The following is a 19,803-nucleotide window of genomic DNA, read 5'->3' as shown; positions in this document are numbered from 1 at the left end:
AACGGCCTTCCCCACTGGGCCCCGGCCTTCGCCGGGGTACAGCGGCGGTTTTCCGGATGCTAACCGGTTCTTAGGGGGGATGGCCTACTTCCGCGGTTCGACTGTCAGGACGACATTTCATGGAATATCCGTTGATCGCGCCACGACCGCCGCGGCTGAGCGAGCTTGGCGACGGATTGCGCCGGATCGAGGCGTCGGGCGTGTTCAGCAACAACGGGCCGGAAGTGCGCGCGTTCGAGGCGGAGGCGACCGAGCGGTTGTTCGGCGGCGCCGGCGCCTGCCTCGCGGTCGGCAATGCGACGCTGGGGCTGATCGTCGCCTTGCGGCAGGCGGCGGGCAATCTCGCCGCCGGGATGCCGCTGCGCCCGGGGACGCTGGCGCTGATGCCCGCGCTGACCTTTGCGGCGACCGCGCAGGCGGCATTGTGGGCGGGGCTGACGCCGCTGATCTGCGACATCGAACCCGACGGCTGGACCGCCGATCCGCGGCAGGAGGAGGCATTGCTCGCGCGGTACGGCGCGCGGATCGGCGTCATCGTGCCCTATGCGACGTTCGGCACCGCGATCGACCTCGACCGCTACGCCTGGCTCGCCGAACGCTATCGGGTTGGCGTGGTGATCGATGCGGCGGCGTCGCTGGGCACGCGCGATGCCGACGGGCGCGGGTTCGGCAGCGGGGCGCCGTTCACGCTCGTCTATTCGATGCATGCCACCAAGACCTTCTCGGTCGCGGAGGGCGGGCTGATCCACAGCGGCAACGTCGCCAAGATCGACCAGTTACGCGGCATGATCAATTTCGGCTTCGAACGGGGGCGCAGCGCGACGCTGCCCGGCATCAACGCCAAATTGCCCGAGGTGATCGCGCTGATGGCCCGCGCCAAGCTCGCCGAGATCGATGCGGTATGCGACCATCGCGCCGCAATCGACGCCGCCTATCGTGTCGCGCTGCCCGGCTTCGCGATGCAGCGGCCGTCGGGGCAGCGGCAGGCGACGCAGTTCATGCCGGTGCTGCTGCCGCCCGAACTGGCGGCGCAGCGCGACGCGATCGTCGCGGCGCTCGCCGCGGACGGCGTCGGCGTCGGTCAATATTTCAGCCCGCATCTCGGCGAGCAGCCGCTGTTCCGCGACACCGCGCTGATCGAGCCGACGCCGGTCGCCGACGCGATCGGCGGCCGCATGCTGAGCCTGCCGATCACCGATGCGATGACCCCCGCCGACGCGCCGGTGATCGCCGCGCGGCTGGCACGCGCGGTCGCACGGCTGACCGCGGGCAACGGGGAGACGGCGATGCAGGATCTGACGACGGTGGTGATCGGCGGCGGCCCCGCCGGCACCGCGATGCTGACTTCGGCGAGCAAACAGGGCAAATTGGCGCCGCTGGTCGAGGCGGGGTTCGCGATCGTCGAGCAGCGCGCGCGGATGGGCGCGGGCGAGCTCGGCTCCTATGCGATCCGTTCGGACACCACCGCCGAGACCTTCCTGTCGGCGGTGAAGAACAATCCGCATCCCGAACTCGCCGAACTGGAGCATCACCCCGCGGGGCAGTTGATGGGCCGCTACGTCGCCGAACTCGGCGCGCCGCTGGTCGATACCGCGCCGCTGCTCTCGGCGACCGCGGACCGGCTGCGCGACATCGTCGTGCGGCACGGCGGCGCGGTGCTGACCGGTCATGCGGCGCAGCGCGTGCAGCGCACTTCCGATGGCCGCTGGCAGACGACGGTCAGCGACGGCGCGGGCGTCACGCGCGCATTGGTGTCGCGCAACGTCGTGGTCGCGACCGGCGGGGTGCAGACCGACGAACAGGTCGCGGCCAAGCGCGTCGCCGGCGTCGCGCTCGGCGAGCTGGCGGGCGAACGGCTGATCCGTTCCGACACGGTGCTGCGGCTCGGCGGGGTCGAGCAGGTGCACGAACGGCTGCGCGACATCCCGTCGCCGCGGGTCGCGATCATCGGCGCCTCGACCAGCGCGATCGCCGCGGCGGTGCTGCTGCTCAAGAGCCAGCCGGGCTTCGCCTTCGGCGCGGGGGCGGTGACGCTGCTGCATCGCCAGCCGCTCAAGCCCTTCTATCCCACGATCGCCGCGGCGCATGCCGACGGCTTCCACGATTTCGACGACGACGACATCTGCCCGGTCAGCGGCTTCGTGCTGCGGCTCGCCGGGCTGCGGCTCGAATCGCGCGAACTGGTGCTGCGCATGCTGTCGCTCGGCGGGCGCACGCCCGATCCGCGCGTTGCCTCGCACCGCATCGCCGGCGACGACGATGCGGCGGCGCGGACGATCATCGCGGAGGCAGATCTGGTGATCGGCGCGCTCGGCTATCGGCCGCGCGCGGTGCCGCTGCTCGGTGTCGACGGCGCGCCGCTGGCGCTGGCGCATCATGCCGGCCGGCCGATGGTCGATCGCCATTGCCGCATCCTCGACGCGCAGGACCGGCCGGTGCCCGGCGCCTATGGCATCGGCCTGTCGGCGGGGTTCGTGCCGTGGGGCCGGCTGGGCGGCGAGGCGAGCTTCCGCGGTCAGGCCAACGGCCTGTGGCTGTGGCAGAACGACGTCGGCCAGATGATCGTCGACCAGTTGCTCGACCGGGAGGCACAGGCGGCGGCATGACCGGCGGCTCGCGCGCGCCGATCGTCTCGGTCGTCATCCCCGGCTATAACGGCGAGGCGTTCATCGGCGAGACGCTCGAGTCGCTCGCCGCGCAGACGCTGGCGGACTGGGAGGCGATCGTCGTCGACGACCGGTCGAGCGACGGCACGCGCGAGCTGGTGCGCGGCTGGCGCGATCCGCGCGTGCGGTTGATCGAGAACGACGTCAACGGCGGGCCGGTGCGGACGCGCAACCGCGGCGTCGCCGCGGCACGCGGGCGGTTCATCGCCGGGCTCGACCAGGACGACCTCTGCCTGCCCGAGCGGCTGGCGCGGCAGGTCGCCTATCTCGACGCGCATCCCGACGTGGTGCTGGTCGGCACGCAGGCGGAGCAGTTGCGCGACGGCAAGGTCTCGGCGATGCATTATGCGCCGCACACCACGCCCGAGCTGATCGCCTGGCTGAGCTGGATCGAGAATCCGCTGGTCTGGTCGACGGTGATGGTGCGTGCCGAGGTGGCGCGGACGCTCGATCCGTTCACCCGGCCCGAGATCCTCTATGCCGAGGATTTCGACCTCTATCACCGCGTCGGCGCATTCGGGCGGATCGCGCGGATCGACGTGCCGCTGCTCCGCTATCGCCAGCATGCCGGCGGTGCCTCGAAACGGTTCACCGATACGATGCGCGATTCGGCGATGCGGGTGCTGGCGGAGCGGCATGCCGGGGTGCTCGGCGTCGAGGAGGCGGCGACGATGGCGCGGCTGCTGGTGCTGCACAATATGGGCGGCGTGCCGGTGCCCGACCGCGCGACGCTACAGCGGCTCGGGGCGGGAATCGCGACGTTGCAGGCGGCGTTCCTCGCGCAGGAGCGACCCGATGCGGAGAGTCGCAAGCTGATCCGCTGGGAAACGGCGCGGCGCTGGGCGCGGATCGGGCGCGCGGGGTTGCGCTCGGGCTCGGTGCGGCTGCGCGACGTGCTGGCGGCGCGGCCGGCGCACCTCGGGCTGGGCTATGCGGGGGTCGAGACGTTGCTGTGGTCCGCCGCGGTGGGCGCGGTGCGGCGGCGGGCGGGGTACGGTTGAGGGTTGAGGGCAGGGGCACCCCCTCTTTCGTCATCTCGGCGCAGGCCGGGACCCACGGTCGCGGTGTGGCCGGTCGTGCGCGCTGCCATCCGCCGCGCGTGTCCATGGGTCCCGGCTTTCGCCGGGATGACGATAGGGGCGGGGGGCCGCCGCCCCTTCGCGCATCACAGCGTGCGGATGATCCCCGAGAAATCCGTCCCGCCGTTGCCTGCCGCGACGAACGCCTCATACACCTGCGTCGCATGCGCGCCCAACGGCGTCGTCGCGCCGGCGCCTTCGGCCGCCTGCATCGCGAGGCGCAGGTCCTTGAGCATCAGCGCGGCGGCGAAACCGCCCTGATAATCGTGATCCGCGGGCGTCTCCGGGCCGACTCCGGGGACCGGGCAATAGCTCGTCATCGACCAGCTCTGGCCCGAGCTGACCGACGAGATGTCGTAGAAGGTCTGCGCATCGAGCCCCAGCCGTTCGGCGAGCTTGAACGCCTCGCACGTCGCGATCATCGTCGCGCCGAGCAGCATGTTGTTGGCCATCTTGGCGGCCTGTCCGGCGCCGCTCGCGCCGGCGTGGATCACCGCCTTGCCCATGTCGGCGAGGAAGGGGCGCGCGCGCTCGAACGCGTCCTGCGCGCCGCCGACCATGAAGGTGAGCGTGCCGGCGTTCGCCGCGCCGATCCCGCCCGACACCGGCGCGTCGACCGCAGCGAGGCCCCTGGCGCCTGCGGTCTCGGCGACGCGCCGCGCGGTGGCGACGTCGATCGTCGAGCAATCGATCAGGATCGCCGAGGGTTCGGCCCGGCCGAACACCGCATCGGCATAGATGCTTTCGACGTGGCTGCCGGCGGGGAGCATGGTGACGATCGCCTCGGCACCGGCGACCGCCTCGGCGGCGGTGGCGACTGGCAGGCAGCCCGCACCCCGCGCCTTGTCGAGCGCGGCGGCGCTGAGATCGAAGGCGCGGACGTCGTGGCCGTGCTTCGCGAGGTTGGCGGCCATGCCGCCGCCCATGTTGCCGAGGCCGATGAAGGCGACGCGTGCCATATCTCTCTCCTATTGCCGGATCAGGTCGCGGCCGACGATCATCCGCATCACCTGGTTGGTGCCCTCCAGGATCGAATGGACGCGCAGGTCGCGCCAGAAGCGCTCGATCGGATAGTCCATCAGATAGCCGTAGCCGCCGTGCAATTGCAGCGCGCGGTCGACGACGCTGCTGCCGGTATCGGTGGCGAGCCGCTTGGCCATCGCCGCGAAGCGCGTCTTGTCGGGGGCGTTCGCCGTCACCTTCGCCGCCGCCATATAGAGCAAGGCGCGCGCCGCCTCCAGCTCGGTCGCCATGTCGGCGAGGGTGAATTGGGTGTTCTGGAAATCGGCGATCGCCGTGCCGAACTGCTTGCGATCCTTGGTATAGCGGATCGCCTCGTCGAGGCAGCGCTGCGCGCCGCCGAGGCTGCACGCGCCGATGTTGAGCCGGCCGCCGTCGAGCCCCATCATCGCGATGCGGAAGCCCTCGCCCTCGGCGCCGACGAGATTCTCCGCCGGCACGCGGACATTGTCGAACGTCACCTGCCGCGTCGGCTGCGAATGCCAGCCGAGCTTGCGCTCGTTGGCGCCGAACGAGACGCCGGGCATGTCCTTCTCGATGACCAGCGCCGAAATGCCCTTGGGCCCCTCCTCGCCGGTGCGGACCATCGTGACATAGACCTCGTTCTCGCCGGCGCCGGAGATGAACTGTTTCGAGCCGGTGACGACGTAATGATCGCCGTCCCGGACCGCCTTGGTCTTCAGGGCGGCGGCGTCGCTGCCCGAGCCGGGTTCGGTGAGGCAATAGCTGCCGAGCCGGTCCATCGTGACGAGGCTGGGGAGATATTTGTCCTTCACCGTCTGCGACCCGAAGCGGTCGATCATCCAGCTCGCCATATTGTGGATCGAGATGAACGCGCTGGTCGAGGGGCAGCCATAGGCCATCGCCTCCATGATCAGCGCCGCCTCGAGCCGGCCGAGCGCGATGCCGCCGCTCTCCTCCGACACGTAGATCGCGGCGAAGCCCAGTTCGGCCGCCGCCTTGATCGTGTCGCGCGGGAAGATATGCTTCTCGTCCCATTCCGCCGCATGGGGCGTGATCCGGTCGGCGGTGAAGCGGCGCGCGAGGTCCTGGATCTCGCGCTGGTCGTCGGTCAGGTCGAACTGGTTTTCCATGATATCCTCAGGCCGGGCAGCGGCTGTAGCGGAACGAGCCGGCGCGATTGGCATCGCCCTTGGCCTCGCGCACCAGTGTCTTGCCGTCGTCGAGCAGGGTGAGCGTGGTGGGTTCGGACCAGGTCATGCCCTCGCCGCTCATCGGCAGGTCGAAGGCGATCTGGTCCGGGCGGGTCTGGCGGATCGTGCCCGCGGTGCCGCGCGATTCGAAGAAGGACAGGCGGTTGCCGGCGATGGTCAGCGCGCCCTTGTCGGCGCCGCTCGATGCGTCGCAGTCGCCGGAGACCATGCCCCAATGGCCCTGGAAGCCGCTGGGAATCGCGGCGATCGGCGAGGGGCTGACCGCGGGTATCGGCACCACGCTGTTCTGCGGATCGTCGGTGAGGTTGGTCGGCGTCGGCTCGACCGCGGCGCTGCCGCCGGACGATTCGTTGTTGGCCGATTCGCCGCCCGAACAGGCGGCGAGACCGAGCGCGGCGGCGAGGAGGATCGTGCGGCGCATGTCGGTCAGCCCATCGTCGGGATGACGAAGGCATCCTGGATGCGGCTCGGGCCGCCATCCTCGCTGCCGCCGGGGAGCGCCGAGCCGTCGGGCCAGCGCTGCGTCACCGTCTTGACCTTGGTCCAGAATTTGACGCCTTCCATGCCGTGCTGGTTGGTGTCGCCGAACGCGCTGCGCTTCCAGCCGCCGAAGCTGTGATAGGCGACCGGCACCGGGATCGGCACGTTGATCCCGACCATCCCGACATTGACCCGCGCCGCGAACTCGCGCGCGGCATGGCCGTTGCGGGTGAAGATCGCGACGCCGTTGCCATATTGATGCTCGCTCGGCAGCCGCACCGCGGTGTCGAAATCGGGCGCGCGGACGATCTGGAGGACGGGGCCGAAGATCTCCTCCTTGTATGCCGACATCCCGGGCGTGACGTGGTCGAACAAGGTCGGGCCGACGAAGAAGCCGTTCTCATGCCCCTGCAGCGAGAAGCCGCGGCCGTCGACGACCAACTCGGCGCCCTCGTCGACGCCGGTCTGGATCCAGTTTTCGACACGCTGCTTGTGCGCGGCGTTGACCACCGGACCGTAATGCGCCTGCGCATCGGTCGACACGCCGACGCGCAGCGCGGCGATCGCCGGGATCAGTTTCTCGCGCAGCGCATCGGCGGTCTTGTCGCCGACCGGCACCACCACGGGCAGCGCCATGCAGCGCTCGCCCGCCGAGCCGAAGGCCGCGCCCGACAGATCGGCGACGACCTGGTCGAGATCGGCGTCGGGCATGACGATGCCGTGGTTCTTGGCGCCGCCCATCGCCTGCACGCGCTTGCCCGCCTCGACGCCGCGGCGGTAGACGTAATGCGCGATGTCGCTCGACCCGACGAAGCTCACCGCCGCGATTCCGGGGTGATCGAGGATCGCGTCGACCATCGTCTTGTCGCCGTGGACGACCTGCAGGATGCCCTCGGGCGCGCCCGCCTCCAGCATCAGCTCGGCGAGCCGCACCGGCACCGAAGGATCGCGCTCGGACGGCTTGAGCAGGAAGGCGTTGCCGGTGGCGATGGCGACGCCGAACATCCACATGGGGATCATCGCCGGGAAGTTGAACGGGGTGATCCCCGCGCCGATCCCTACGGGCAAGCGCATCGAATAGACGTCGATGCCGGGGCCGGCGCCCTGGGTGAATTCGCCCTTTAGGATGTGCGGGATGCCGCAGCAGAATTCGATCACCTCCAGCCCGCGCTGGATGTCGCCCTTCGAATCGGCGATCACCTTGCCATGTTCGGAGGAGAGCAGATGCGCGAGCGCGTCCATGTTCGCCTCGACCAGTTCCTTGAAGCGGAACATGACGCGGGCGCGGCGCTGCGGATTGGTGGCGGCCCAGCCGGGCTGCGCGGCTTGTGCCGCCGCGACGGCGCGATCGAGATCGGCCGCGGTGCCGAGCGGCACGCGCGCCTGGATCTCACCGCTGTTGGGATCGAACACGTCGCCGAAGCGCGTGGCATCACCGCCGGCCGATCCGACGATGAGATGATCGATAATACGCATCCTCGCTCCTTCGTGCCGCTTTGGTCGGCTTTGGAGCTTCCGTCGCAGGGTCCGGCCCGCGGTGCAAGAGGGGGCGGGTAATCGGTGGGGAAGGCTGACGTTTTTGTGGGGAGGATGTTGGCCGTAATCGGCTGGGGAACACCGACCCTGCCGGCGCGCCCGCAAACGGAATTCCGGCCTCGCACCGCGACAGCGTGTGCGCAAGCAACAGCAGAAAAACACTTTTTCAGGGTCTTACCATGCATGTAATCTGATGTTTAGATCAGCCTATAAAAAGTAATGGTATAGATCAGAGGTGGCATAGTTAGGCAGGTTAAATCCTAGTCGACTGGTGTATGTAGCCGTGATTCCTAACAAGTGGGCATTTGTACTTTATATTTCGATTGCAATGGCTTCGCCGGCCGGCGCGGAGCAGGTCGAGAAAAAGACATCCGATCGCAAATCGAAGGTGGGGGCAAATGCGGATGCCGATGCATCCCGCGCCGCCGCGGCGACGGGCGAGGACAATGCGGCGCCACAGACCATCGTCGTTACCGGGACGGCACGTCGCGATACGGTGACGGGGGGAGCCTTGGGCGTGCGGTCCGACCTCGACACGCCATTCTCCGCACGCGTGGTAACCGCGGACGAGATCGAGGAACGTCAGGTCCGGTCGCTGGCGCGGGTATTCAGTCAGGATGCTTCGGTGGTCGCCAACGGCGACACCTATACCTTCAACAGCTATTCCCAGACGATCCGCGGCATCCCGCTCGACGATCTCTACGGCTACCGAATCAACGGCGACCCGTTTTACATGACGACGGTGGAGCTGCCCCTCGAATCGTTCGAGGCCTTGCAGTTGCTGAAGGGCGCGTCCGGCTTTCTCTATGGCTTCAATGCGCCGGGGGGGCTGATCAACTATCAGACGAAACGACCCACGCCGGACACTTTCGTCACCGCCGACCTGGGGTATTCGTCCAACACGGTCTTGCTGCAACATATCGACACGGGCGGTCCCGTCGCCGCGGGTCTGGGCTATCGTCTCAACCTGACGCACGAAGCGGGCGGCACCTACAGCGGGTCGCACGTCCTGCGCTATTCGGGTTCGCTCGGTCTCGACGCGCAACTGACCGACACGCTGCTGTGGACTGGCGACCTGATCTATCAGGATCGCCGCATAAAGGGTGGAACGCAGGACTTCTTCATCGACGATCCCGTCGCTTATGGCGCGAAAGCCCTGCCGCGGCCGATCAGCGGCACCACCAATCTCGCCGCCTATCCCGACCTGTTCTTCAACAGCCACGTCTTCTACGGCGCCACCGGTCTGCGCTGGACCGCCGGCCCGCGTTGGACGGTCAAGGCCGACTACAGCAACAGCCTGGACTGGCGGACCTACAAGGCGGAATGGATGCCGCTGATCAACCGCGATGGCGACTATGGGGTGAAGCTGAACACCAATCCCCGGTCGTGGTCGCGCTACAATCAGGCACAGGTCACGCTCGAAGGGCATTTCACGACCGGACCGCTCGCCCATCAGCTGACGCTCGGCGCGACATGGCAGGACCTCAAGCGCTATCTGCCTCGCGATCGGCTGAACACGGTCATCGGGTCGCAAAACCTGTATCGACCGGTAACACCGGTGAACTATCCCAGCGCGTTCACCGATGCGATCTACCGCAGCTATCATTCGGTGCAGGAAGGCGCGTTCGCAAGCGACACGATCAGCCTCGGCGGCGTGTCGGTGATCGGCGGCCTGCGGGTGACGCGCTATGTCGAGCATCAATACAGCAAACAGGGCATTGTCAAAACCTATGCCAAGTCACCGGTGACGCCCGTCGCGGCGGTGCTGTATCATCCGTTGCCGGACGCCACCGTCTACGTCAGCTACGTTCAGGCGCTCGAAAGCGGGATAACGGTCCCCGACAGCTTCGCGAATGCCCGCGAGACACTGCCGCCGGTGATGTCCGACCAGATCGAGGTGGGTGCCAAGGTCGAACGGCCGGCGTGGTTCTTTTCGACGGCTCTGTATCGCATCGAACGGGGCGCCCAATACGCCAATGCCGCCAACGTCTACGTGTCCGACGGTACGCAACGCTATCAGGGTGTCGAAGCCAATTGGCGCGTCGCACTGCCGCTCGATCTATCCGTCGCCAATAGCGTCGCGATCGAGGAGGCGACCTACCGGAAGTCGGAACAGGATCTGCAAGGGCGACAGGTCGAGGGCGTGCCGCGCTTCAAGGACACCGTGCAGGTGACCGAGCGGCCATCGCGCCTGCCCGGTTTCAGCACCACCGCCGAACTATCCCACACGGCCAGACTGTGGGGCAATGCGGTCAACACTTTCCGCGTACCGTCGACGACGTTGGTCAATCTGCGCGCCAGCTATGACATCGGGTCTACCCTCCATGCCCTGACGCTTCGTGCCGAAGTCGACAACGTCGCGAACCTCCACCATTGGGGGTATCTCGGCTCGGGCTATGTATTCGTCGGCGAGCCACGGACGGTCAGGCTGAACGCCAGCATCAAGCTTTGAGAGCGACGGGATCGAGGCGTACCCCCGATCTCCGTGCATCACTCCGCCGCGGCTTTCTTCGCCGCCGGCTTCTTCGCGGTCGTCTTCTTGGCCGCCGCGGGCTTCGCTGCCGTCTTCGTCCCCGCCGCCTTGGCGGCGGGCTTTTTCACCGCGGGCTTCTTGGCGGGGGCCTTCTTCTTCTTCGGCGGGGCGGCGGCGGCGCGGTCGTCGATCAATTGCACCGCCTCCTCCAGCGTCAGCGCGTCGGGGGTGATCGACTTGGGCAGCGTCGCGTTGGTCTCGCCGTCGGTGACATAGGGGCCGTAGCGGCCCTCCATCAGCTTGATCTCCGCCTCGGTGCGCGGATGCTTGCCGAGTTCCTTGAGCGGCGCGCGCGCGGCGCCGCGTGCCGGACGGCCGCCACCCGCCGCCGCCTCGGCGAGCTTGACCACCGCGGCGTTCATCCCGGTCTCGAACACGTCGGCGGTCGATTGCAGCCGCGCATATTTGCCCGCATGCGCCAGATAGGGGCCGTAACGGCCGATCGAGGCGGTGATCGGCTCGCCTGTCTCCGGGTGGTTGCCGATCGTGCGCGGCAGGCTGAGCAGCTTCAACGCCCATTCGAGGTCGAGTTCGCCGGGCAGGTCCTTGGGGATCGAGGCGCGCCTGGCCTCCTTGCCCTCGCCGAGCTGGATGTACGGGCCGAACCGCCCCGATTTGCGCTCGACCTCCAGCCCCGTCGCCGGATCCTTGCCGAGTCCCTCGGGGCCGCTGTCCTCGCCCTCCTCGCCGCCGGGCTGGGCGAAGCGGCGGGTGTATTTGCACTCAGGATAGTTGGAGCAGGCGATGAACGCGCCGAACTTGCCGCCGCGCAGCGCGAGCTTGCCCTGTTCGCATTTCGGGCACAGCCGCGGGTCCGATCCGTCCGCCTTGTCGGGGAAGAGATAGGGCGCGAGGAAGACGTCGAGCTCGGCGGTGATCGCGCTGGGCTGCTGCTCCATCACCTCGTTGGTGCGCGGCTTGAAGTCGCGCCAGAAGGCTTCGAGCACCGCCTGCCATTGCGCGCGGCCGCCCGAGACGTCGTCGAGCTCTTCCTCCAGCTCGGCGGTATAGTCGAAGCCGACGTATTTCTCGAAGAAGCGTTCGAGGAAGGCGGTGACGAGACGGCCGCTTTCCTCGGCGAAGAAGCGGTTCTTCTCGACGCGCACATAGGCGCGGTCCTTCAGCGTCTTGATGATCGAGGCATAGGTCGACGGCCGGCCGATGCCGAGTTCCTCCATCCGCTTGACGAGGCTCGCCTCCGAGAAGCGCGGCGGCGGCTGGGTGAAATGCTGTTCGGCGAGCACGTCCTTCTTCGCCGGTGCGTCGCCCTCGCGCAGGCGGGGCAGGCGGCGCGCCTCCTCGTCCTGCGTATCGTCCGATCCCTCTTCGTAGAGCGCGAGGAAGCCGGGGAAGAGCACGACCTGGCCGGTCGCGCGCAGCACGTTGCGGCCCGTCCCGTCCGCCATCTCGACGGTGGTGCGCTCCATACGCGCCGAGGCCATCTGGCTGGCGAGCGCGCGCTTCCAAATCAGCTCGTAGAGGCGATTGTGGTCGCCCGAGCCGGCGCGGTCCTTGGTGAAGTCGGTCGGGCGGATCGCCTCGTGCGCTTCCTGCGCGTTCTTCGCCTTGGTCTGATACTGGCGCGGCGAATCGGGGACGTAGCTCGCGTCGTAGCGGTTGGCGATGGCGAGGCGCGCGGCGGAGATGGCGCTGCCGTCCATCTGCACGCCGTCGGTGCGCATATAGGTGATCGCGCCATCCTCGTAGAGGCCCTGCGCGATCCGCATCGTATGGTCCGCGGAGAAGCCGAGCTTGCGTGCCGCCTCCTGCTGGAGCGTCGAGGTGGTGAAGGGCGGCGGCGGATTGCGCGTCGCCGGCTTGGTCTCGACGGTCTGGACCGAGAAGCGGCCTTCCTCGACCGCGGTCTTGGCCTTCAGCGCGTCACCCTGCGTGCCGATCGACAGGCGGTCGAGCTTCTTGCCGTCCCACTGGACGAGGCGCGCGACGAAGGGCGTGCCGTCCTGCTCCATCTGCGCGGTGACCGACCAATATTCCTGCGCCTTGAACGCCTCGATCTCGCGCTCGCGGCCGACGATCAGGCGCAGCGCGACCGACTGGACGCGGCCCGCCGACTTGGCGCCGGGTAGCTTGCGCCACAGCACCGGCGACAGCGTGAAGCCGACGAGATAGTCCAGCGCGCGGCGGGCGCGATAGGCGTCGATCAGGTCGGTATCGAGCTCGCGCGGCGCCTTCATCGCGGCGAGGATCGCCGGCTTGGTGATCGCGTTGAAGGTGACGCGCTGGACGTCCTTGGGCAGCGCCTTGCGGTTGCGCAGCACCTCCTGCACGTGCCAGCTGATCGCCTCGCCCTCGCGATCGGGATCGGTGGCGAGGATCAGGCGGTCGGCGGTCTTCGACAGATCGGCGATCGCTTTGAGCTGCTTGGACTTGTCCGCGTAATTCTCCCACTCCATCGCGAAATTCTCGTCCGGGTTCACCGAGCCGTCGCGCGCCGGCAGATCACGGACGTGACCGTAGGAGGCAAGGACGCGGAAGTCCGAGCCCAGATACTTTTCGATGGTTTTCGCCTTGGCGGGCGATTCGACGATGACGAGCTGCATGGCGGTTCAATAACGTCCTTACGTGTACGCGCGAGGGTGGCGAGCGGTCGGGGCTCGCGTCAAGTCGGGGGCGTGGGGCGAAACGTCAACGGGTGGGAAGGCGGTCGGCCCGCGCTCGCGGTCAGGCGGTGAGGCTGACCCGGCCGCCGGCGTGGCGTTCCAGCCGGCCGGCGAGTTCGAGTTCGAGCAGCACGGTCTGGACGATCGCGGGGGCGGCGTGGCTCTGGCGGATCAGCTCGTCGACCGGGACCGGGGCGGGGCCGAGCAGCGCGGCGATGCGGGTGCGGTCGGCGTCGCTCGCATCCGCGGGGGGCGGGGCGGCGTAGGGCGAGGCGGGCGCGCGGACGACGCGGGGGTCGATCGGGCGGAGCTGTTCGAGGACGTCGGCGGCGGTCTGGATCAAGGTCGCGCCGTCGCGGATCAAGAGATTGCACCCCTGCGCGCGCGGGTCGAGCGGGCTGCCGGGGACCGCCATGACCTCGCGGCCCATCTCGCCGGCGAGCCGCGCGGTGATCAGCGAGCCCGAGCGAGGTGCCGCCTCGACCACCACGGTGCCGAGCGCGAGGCCGGCGATGATGCGGTTGCGCGACGGGAAATGGCGCGCGAGCGGCTGGGTGCGGGGCGGCTGTTCGGCGACCAGCAGGCCCTGCGCCGCGAGCTGCTCCTGCAACGCCGCATTCTCGGGCGGGAAGGCCACGTCGATGCCGCTGGCGATGACGGCGATCGTGCGCGGCAGCGCGCCGACGTGCGCGGCGGTGTCGATGCCGCGGGCGAGGCCGGAGACGATCGTCGCGCCCTCCGCGGCGAGGTCGTGCGCGAGGCTGCGCGCGAAACGGCATGCCGCCGCCGAGGCGTTGCGCGCGCCGACGATCGCGACGGTCGTCCGGCTTGCCAGGGCAAGGTCGCCGCGCAGGATCAGCGCGGGCGGCGCGGTGTCGATCTGGCCGAGCAGCGCCGGATAATCGGGATCGTCGAGGAACAGATAGCGTGCGCCGAGCCGCGCGGTCGCCGCCATTTCGCGCTCGACCGCGGCGCGCTCGGCGATGCGCGGTGGCGCGCCGCCGCCGCGCCGGGCGAGCGTCGGCAGCATGTCGAGCGCCGCCTCCGCGGTGCCGAAGCGGGCGAGCAACTGGCGCCAGGTGACCGGGCCGACCCCGGCGGTACGAAGGAGACGGAGGCGCGCGACATCGCGCTCAGCCATCGGCGAGCGCATCCGCGTCCTCGGCGTCGCGCGCGCCGCCGATGCGCGGTTCGGTGCCGGCGAGCAGCCGTTCGATATTGTCGCGATGCTTCCACAGCACGATCGCGGCGAGCGCGAGCAGCAGCATGACGAGATCGAAGCGGCCGAACAGCGTGCCGCTGACCGGCGCGCTGACCGCGGCGGCCATGCCGGCGACCGAGGAGATGCGCAGGCTGGCGAGGAGGCCGAGCCAGACCAGCGCATAGACGAGGCCCATCGGCCAGTGCAGCGCGAGGACGATCCCCATCAGCGTCGCGACGCCCTTGCCGCCCTTGAAGCGCAGCCAGACCGGGTAGCAATGGCCGACGAACGCCGCCGCGGCGGCGATCATGCCGTCGCCGGGGAACAGCCATTCCGCCAGCCACACCGCCGCCGCGCCCTTGGCGAGATCGAGCAGCAAGGTCGCCGCCGCCAGCCCCTTGCGGCCGGTGCGCAGCACGTTGGTCGCGCCGATGTTGCCCGAGCCGATGCTCCGCAAGTCGCCCGCGCCGGCGAGCCGGGTGAGGATGACGCCGAACGGGATCGAACCCAACACATAGCCGAGCAACAGCGCGCAGGTCGGCGCGATCCAGAGTATATGCGTGTGCAAGACTGCCCCGTCCTCCCCGGCCGACCATAGCGGGTCCGCCGCGGTTTCGCCAATGGGACCCTGCCTGATTTCGATCAAGATTGGCGCTGCCCGCCACGGTGGCTTATGGACCCGGCGATGGACGATGCGCCGATCCTGTTCTTCGATTCGGGTGTCGGCGGCCTGTCGGTGGTCGCGCCGACGCGCGCGCTGCTGCCGCGGGCGCCGATCGTCTACGCTGCCGATTCCGCCGGTTTTCCTTACGGAATCAAGAGCGAGGCGGAGATCGCGGCGCGGGTGCCGGCGCTGCTCGGGCGGCTGGTGGAGCGGTATCGGCCACGGCTGGTGGTGATCGCGTGCAACACCGCCTCGACGATCGCGCTGCCGGTGGTGCGCGCCGCGCTCGACGTGCCGGTGGTCGGCACGGTGCCGGCGATCAAGCCCGCCGCGGCGCTGAGCCGCAGCCGGGCGATCGGCATGCTCGGTACCGATGCGACGGTGCGCCAGGCCTATGTCGACGATCTCGCGGCACGGTTCGCGGGCGATTGCGTGGTGGTGCGGCATGGCTCGGCGGAACTGGTGCGGCTGGCGGAGGCGAAGCTGGTGGGCGCGGCGACCGATCCGGTGCGGTATCGCGCGGTGCTCGACGGTCTGTTCGACCAGCCCGGCGGCGCGCGGATCGACGTGATCGTCAACGCCTGCACGCATTTTCCGCTGGTCGAGGCAGAGCTGGCGGCGGCGGGGCCCGCGGGGGTGCGATTCGTCGACGGCGGTCCGGGCATCGCGCGGCGGATCGCCTTCCTGACCGAGGGGCAGCGCTGGCCGGCGGGCGAGTCGGTGCATCGCGCGGTGTTCACGCGGCTCGGCGCGGCGGAGCGCGCGTTGGCGCCGGCGCTGGCGGGATATGGGATCGGGACGATCGAGGAGCTTTGATTCCTCCCTCGCGTAGCGGGGGAAAAATTACTGGGGCGGGGATCGACACACTCGCGCTTCGACCAATCCGCTCCCGTCTCCCCACGAGGGTGGGACAAAATGTCCAGCCTCCCGATCACGCTGAGCGCTTTTATCCACTGGCAAGCCCGTCGCCGCATCGGTACATGGTGCCCATGAGCAGCGACGGTACCGACGTACGCGTGGATTATTCGCGCGTCTTCACCCAGGCGATCGATCGCCTGCATAGCGAGGGCCGGTATCGGGTCTTCATCGACATCCTCCGCAACAAGGGGGCTTTCCCCAACGCACGGTGCTTCGCCGGGCATAACGGCCCCAAGCCGATCACCGTCTGGTGTTCGAACGACTATCTCGCGATGGGCCAGCATCCCGAGGTGATCGCGGCGATGGAAGAGGCGCTGCACGACGTCGGCGCCGGTTCGGGCGGCACGCGCAACATCGGCGGCAACACGCATTATCACGTCGATCTCGAGCACGAACTCGCCGACCTGCACGGCAAGCAGGGCGCGCTGCTGTTCACCAGCGGCTATGTCTCGAACGAGGCGACGCTGTCGACGCTCGCCAAGATCCTGCCGGGCTGCATCATCTTCTCGGACGAGCTCAACCATGCCTCGATGATCGCGGGCATCCGCAACGCCGGCTGCGAGAAGCGCATCTTCCGCCACAACGATCTCGCGCATCTCGAGGAGCTGCTTGCCGCCGAGGACCCGGCGGTGCCCAAGCTGATCGCGTTCGAGAGCGTCTATTCGATGGAGGCCGACGTCGCGCCGGTCGCGGCGATCTGCGACCTCGCCGACAAATACAATGCGCTGACCTATCTCGACGAGGTCCATGCGGTCGGCATGTACGGCGCGCGCGGCGGCGGCATTTCGGAAGCCGAGGGCGTCGCGGACCGGCTGACGATCATCGAGGGGACGCTGGGCAAGGCGTTCGGCGTGATGGGCGGTTACATCGCTGCCGACCAGACGATCATCGACGTGATCCGCAGCTACGCGCCGGGGTTCATCTTCACCACCTCGCTGTCGCCGGTGCTGGTCGCGGGCGTGCTCGCCAGCGTCCGCCATCTCAAGGCGTCGAGCGTCGAGCGCGAGGGCCAGCAGGCATCGGCGACCTTGCTCAAGACGATGCTGAGCGAGGCGGGGCTGCCGGTGATGCTCGGCAGCACGCACATCGTGCCGATCCTCGTCGGCGATCCGGTGAAAGCCAAAAGGATCAGCGACATTCTGCTCGCCGAATATGGCGTCTACGTGCAGCCGATCAATTATCCGACCGTGCCGCGCGGTACCGAGCGGCTGCGCTTCACGCCCGGCCCGAGCCATACGCCCGAGATGATGCGCGAGCTGACCGATGCGCTGGTCGAGATCTGGAGCCGGCTCGAATTGCGCAAGGCGGCCTGACGAGGTTTCCGGGCGCGGTGGTGGCTTGGTCCGCTGCTGTTCGCGGGGTTCGGGACCTTGAGATATCGCGGCGGCAGCGAGGCTCGATCGGTTTTCTTTGCGAGACTCGTCACCCCGGAACGAGCCCGGGGTGACGGGGTGAGTTGGAAAGCGTCCGGCCCATGCGGCGGACTTCGGGCGGCGACGCGTAGCCGCCCGCGCGATCAGCTCGCCGACAGACCGCAGATGATCCCGCACAGGATCGTCAGGCCGCCGAGCCCGACCGACAATGGGATGCGCAGCGTCATCCAGCCGGTGGGGGCGTGGGCGGTATCGACCAGGCGGCGGTCGATCAGCAGGGTGGTGATGACCGCCGAACCCATCAGCACGAGTGCGAGGCCCAAGGGCAGCACGTGCGCGATCGACAGCAGGATCAGCAATGCGCCGAACAGCGACGGCAGCACTGCCAGCGTCGCGATCCGGCCCTGATCGCGGCCGCTGCGCATCGCGAAGCCCCACCAGATGCCGCCGAGGAAGCTGAGGATCAGCGCCGCATAAGCGAAGGCGAACATCGGCCCGACGTCGCTTTCGGCGGAGAAGAAGCAGGTGGCGACCGCAGCGATCTGCGGAAACAGGCCCGCATAGCCGAGGATCAGCGGCGACTCGCCGACGCTCCCGCGGGCGGAAACGGGTTCAGCCATGCCGGCCAACGCGGGGTCGAGGGACTTGCGGCATGTTCTTATCCTGCATTGCGTGGATCGCTTAGCGCGCGAGCGACGCGCTACGTTCCGCAACAGGTGTGGCATTTGGCCGTATCCCCCGCTAAGGCGCCCTGACCGCCCATCACCGTCACGGGACGTCACCCTTGCGCATCGCCTTCGCCTCCGATCACGCCGCCGTCGCGCTGAAGGCGCTGCTGGTCGAGCATGTCGGCACGCTCGGCCATGCGGCGATCGATCTCGGGCCGGACGGCGACGCGCGGGTCGACTATCCCGATTACGGGTACAAATTGGCACGGGCCATCGCGGCGGGGGAGGCGGAGTTCGGCGTCGCGCTCTGCGGTTCCGGCATCGGCATCTCGATCGCGGTCAATCGCGAGCCGGCCTGCCGCTGCGCCCTGGTCTCCGAACCGCTGTCGGCGGCGCTGGCGCGCCAGCACAACGACGCCAACGTCCTCGCGATGGGCGCGCGGCTGATCGGTCCCGATCTCGCCAAGGCCTGTCTCGAAGCTTTCCTCGCCGCCCCGTTCGAGGGCGGCCGTCACCAGAACCGCGTCGACAAATTGTCGCGAAAGGACTGATCCCATGAGCACCCAGCCCACCGACTTCAGCGATATCCGCCACACCGGCTTCTTCAGCGAAGCGCTCGCCGACGCCGATCCCGCGGTGTTCGCCGGCATCGCCCACGAACTGGAGCGCGAGCAGACGCAGATCGAGCTGATCGCGTCGGAGAATATCGTTTCCAAGGCGGTGCTCGAGGCGCAGGGCTCGGTCTTCACCAACAAATATGCCGAGGGCTACCCGGGCAAGCGCTATTATCAGGGCTGCGCGCCGTCGGACGAGATCGAGAGCCTGGCGATCGAGCGCGCCAAGCAGATCTTCGGTTGCGGCTTCGTCAATGTCCAGCCGCATTCGGGCGCGCAGGCGAACGGCGCGGTGATGCTGGCGCTGGTCAAGCCGGGCGAGACGATCCTCGGCATGAGCCTCGACGCCGGCGGCCACCTTACCCATGGCGCGCGTGCGGCGATGAGCGGCAAATGGTTCAACGCGATCCAGTACGGCGTCGATCCGGTGACGCATCTGATCGATTACGATCAGGTCGAGGCGCTCGCCGTCGAGCATAGCCCCAAGCTCATCATCGCCGGCGGCAGTGCTTATCCGCGCGTCATCGACTTCGCCCGCTTCCGCGAAATCGCCGATAAGGTCGGCGCCTATTTCATGGTCGACATGGCGCATTTCGCCGGCATCGTCGCCGCCGGCCTGCACCCGACGCCCTTCGGCCACGCGCATGTCGTCACCACGACGACGCACAAGACGCTGCGCGGCCCGCGGGGGGGGATGATCATGTCCAACGACGAGGCGCTGGCGAAGAAGATCAACTCGGCGGTGTTCCCGGGGCTGCAGGGCGGGCCGCTGATGCACGTCATCGCCGCCAAGGCGGTCGCGTTCGGCGAGGCGCTGCAGCCGGGCTACAAGAGCTATATCGCCGCGGTAGTCGAGAACGCCAAGGTGCTCGCCGCGACGCTGAAGGAGCGCGGTTCGGACGTCGTCTCGGGCGGCACCGACACGCATCTCGCGCTGATCGACCTCACCCCGCTCGGCATCACCGGCAAGGACGCCGACGAGGCGCTGGAGCGTGCCGGCATCACCTGCAACAAGAACGGCATTCCCAACGATCCGCTGCCGCCGGTCAAGACCAGCGGCATCCGCGTCGGTTCGCCCGCCGGCACGACGCGCGGCTTCGGCCCCGCCGAATTCCGCGAGATCGGCAACATGGTCGCCGACGTGCTCGACGGATTGGCCAAGAAGGGCGAACATGGGGACCCCGAGGTCGAGGCGAACGTTCGGCAGCGTGTACGCACGCTGTGCGCACGCTTCCCCATCTACGAAGGATAACAC

The 19,803-nt window shown here is 68.6% G+C and carries 15 protein-coding genes; 7 read left to right on the top strand and 8 right to left on the bottom strand.

Annotated elements, in window-relative coordinates; translation table 11 throughout:
• The first annotated feature begins 119 nt into the window (after positions 1 to 119).
• Together ACLBWH_RS16280 and ACLBWH_RS16275 are read left to right on the top strand one after the other, a co-directional pair.
• Entirely contained in the window at positions 120 to 2,606 is a 2,487-nt protein-coding gene (locus ACLBWH_RS16280) for a DegT/DnrJ/EryC1/StrS family aminotransferase (protein WP_447799882.1), read from the top strand.
• The gene (locus ACLBWH_RS16275; protein WP_447799880.1) at positions 2,603 to 3,667 is read left to right on the top strand and encodes a glycosyltransferase family 2 protein; all 1,065 of its coding nucleotides are present in this window, start codon (positions 2,603 to 2,605) and stop codon (positions 3,665 to 3,667) included. Before ACLBWH_RS16280 ends, ACLBWH_RS16275 begins: the two co-directional genes overlap by 4 nt.
• Positions 3,668 to 3,831: 164 nt before the next feature.
• Here ACLBWH_RS16275 and mmsB read toward each other — a convergent pair whose 3' ends face one another.
• The 4 genes from mmsB to ACLBWH_RS16255 are packed head-to-tail and all read right to left on the bottom strand — an operon-like array spanning position 3,832 to position 7,896.
• Positions 3,832 to 4,704 (bottom strand): 3-hydroxyisobutyrate dehydrogenase, encoded by an 873-nt coding sequence (gene mmsB / locus ACLBWH_RS16270; protein WP_447799878.1) that lies wholly within the window; start codon positions 4,702 to 4,704, stop codon positions 3,832 to 3,834.
• Positions 4,705 to 4,713: 9 nt separating this feature from the next.
• Positions 4,714 to 5,859, bottom strand: coding sequence for an acyl-CoA dehydrogenase family protein (locus ACLBWH_RS16265; RefSeq protein ID WP_447799877.1), 1,146 nt, complete (start codon positions 5,857 to 5,859; stop codon positions 4,714 to 4,716).
• Positions 5,860 to 5,866: 7 nt separating this feature from the next.
• A complete protein-coding gene (locus ACLBWH_RS16260; RefSeq protein WP_447799876.1) occupies positions 5,867 to 6,361 on the bottom strand; it encodes a hypothetical protein in 495 nt (164 codons plus the stop codon).
• Between the two features lie 5 nt (positions 6,362 to 6,366).
• Positions 6,367 to 7,896: a CoA-acylating methylmalonate-semialdehyde dehydrogenase gene (locus ACLBWH_RS16255; RefSeq protein ID WP_447799874.1), complete on the bottom strand. Its 1,530-nt coding sequence runs from the start codon at positions 7,894 to 7,896 to the stop codon at positions 6,367 to 6,369.
• A 388-nt stretch (positions 7,897 to 8,284) separates the two neighbouring features.
• Here ACLBWH_RS16255 and ACLBWH_RS16250 point away from each other — a divergent pair, with 388 nt between their 5' ends.
• Positions 8,285 to 10,408 (top strand): TonB-dependent siderophore receptor, encoded by a 2,124-nt coding sequence (locus ACLBWH_RS16250; RefSeq protein ID WP_447799872.1) that lies wholly within the window; start codon positions 8,285 to 8,287, stop codon positions 10,406 to 10,408.
• Between the two features lie 38 nt (positions 10,409 to 10,446).
• Here the strand turns inward: ACLBWH_RS16250 and topA are convergent, their stop codons facing one another.
• The 3 genes from topA to plsY all read right to left on the bottom strand — a co-directional run bounded on the left by topA (position 10,447) and on the right by plsY (position 14,858).
• The gene (gene topA / locus ACLBWH_RS16245; RefSeq protein ID WP_447799870.1) at positions 10,447 to 13,050 is read right to left on the bottom strand and encodes a type I DNA topoisomerase; all 2,604 of its coding nucleotides are present in this window, start codon (positions 13,048 to 13,050) and stop codon (positions 10,447 to 10,449) included.
• 121 nt (positions 13,051 to 13,171) lie between these two features.
• Complete coding sequence (gene dprA, locus ACLBWH_RS16240) at positions 13,172 to 14,251, bottom strand: DNA-processing protein DprA (RefSeq protein WP_447799869.1); 1,080 nt, start codon at positions 14,249 to 14,251, stop codon at positions 13,172 to 13,174.
• Positions 14,244 to 14,858: a glycerol-3-phosphate 1-O-acyltransferase PlsY gene (gene plsY, locus ACLBWH_RS16235; protein WP_416222389.1), complete on the bottom strand. Its 615-nt coding sequence runs from the start codon at positions 14,856 to 14,858 to the stop codon at positions 14,244 to 14,246. The genes dprA and plsY overlap by 8 nt, the downstream gene beginning before the upstream one ends.
• 138 nt (positions 14,859 to 14,996) lie before the next feature.
• Here plsY and murI point away from each other — a divergent pair, with 138 nt between their 5' ends.
• Positions 14,997 to 15,791: a glutamate racemase gene (gene murI, locus ACLBWH_RS16230; RefSeq protein WP_447799867.1), complete on the top strand. Its 795-nt coding sequence runs from the start codon at positions 14,997 to 14,999 to the stop codon at positions 15,789 to 15,791.
• Between the two features lie 173 nt (positions 15,792 to 15,964).
• On the top strand, positions 15,965 to 17,206 hold the full coding sequence (gene hemA / locus ACLBWH_RS16225; protein WP_447799865.1) for a 5-aminolevulinate synthase: 1,242 nt from the start codon (positions 15,965 to 15,967) through the stop codon (positions 17,204 to 17,206).
• Between the two features lie 203 nt (positions 17,207 to 17,409).
• Here hemA and ACLBWH_RS16220 read toward each other — a convergent pair whose 3' ends face one another.
• Positions 17,410 to 17,886: a DUF3429 domain-containing protein gene (locus ACLBWH_RS16220; protein WP_322848549.1), complete on the bottom strand. Its 477-nt coding sequence runs from the start codon at positions 17,884 to 17,886 to the stop codon at positions 17,410 to 17,412.
• A gap of 164 nt (positions 17,887 to 18,050) precedes the next feature.
• On the opposite strand from ACLBWH_RS16220, the gene rpiB reads away from it, so the two are divergent.
• Both rpiB and glyA read left to right on the top strand, forming a co-directional pair.
• A complete protein-coding gene (gene rpiB / locus ACLBWH_RS16215; protein WP_447799864.1) occupies positions 18,051 to 18,485 on the top strand; it encodes a ribose 5-phosphate isomerase B in 435 nt (144 codons plus the stop codon).
• Positions 18,486 to 18,489: 4 nt separating this feature from the next.
• The gene (glyA, locus tag ACLBWH_RS16210) at positions 18,490 to 19,800 is read left to right on the top strand and encodes a serine hydroxymethyltransferase (RefSeq protein ID WP_447799862.1); all 1,311 of its coding nucleotides are present in this window, start codon (positions 18,490 to 18,492) and stop codon (positions 19,798 to 19,800) included.
• Positions 19,801 to 19,803: the final 3 nt, after the last annotated feature.

It is taken from the genome of Sphingomonas sp. M6A6_1c (assembly GCF_053345135.1).
Note: the sequence above shows the minus strand (reverse complement) of the source record. Positions and strands in the feature narration are given on the sequence as shown.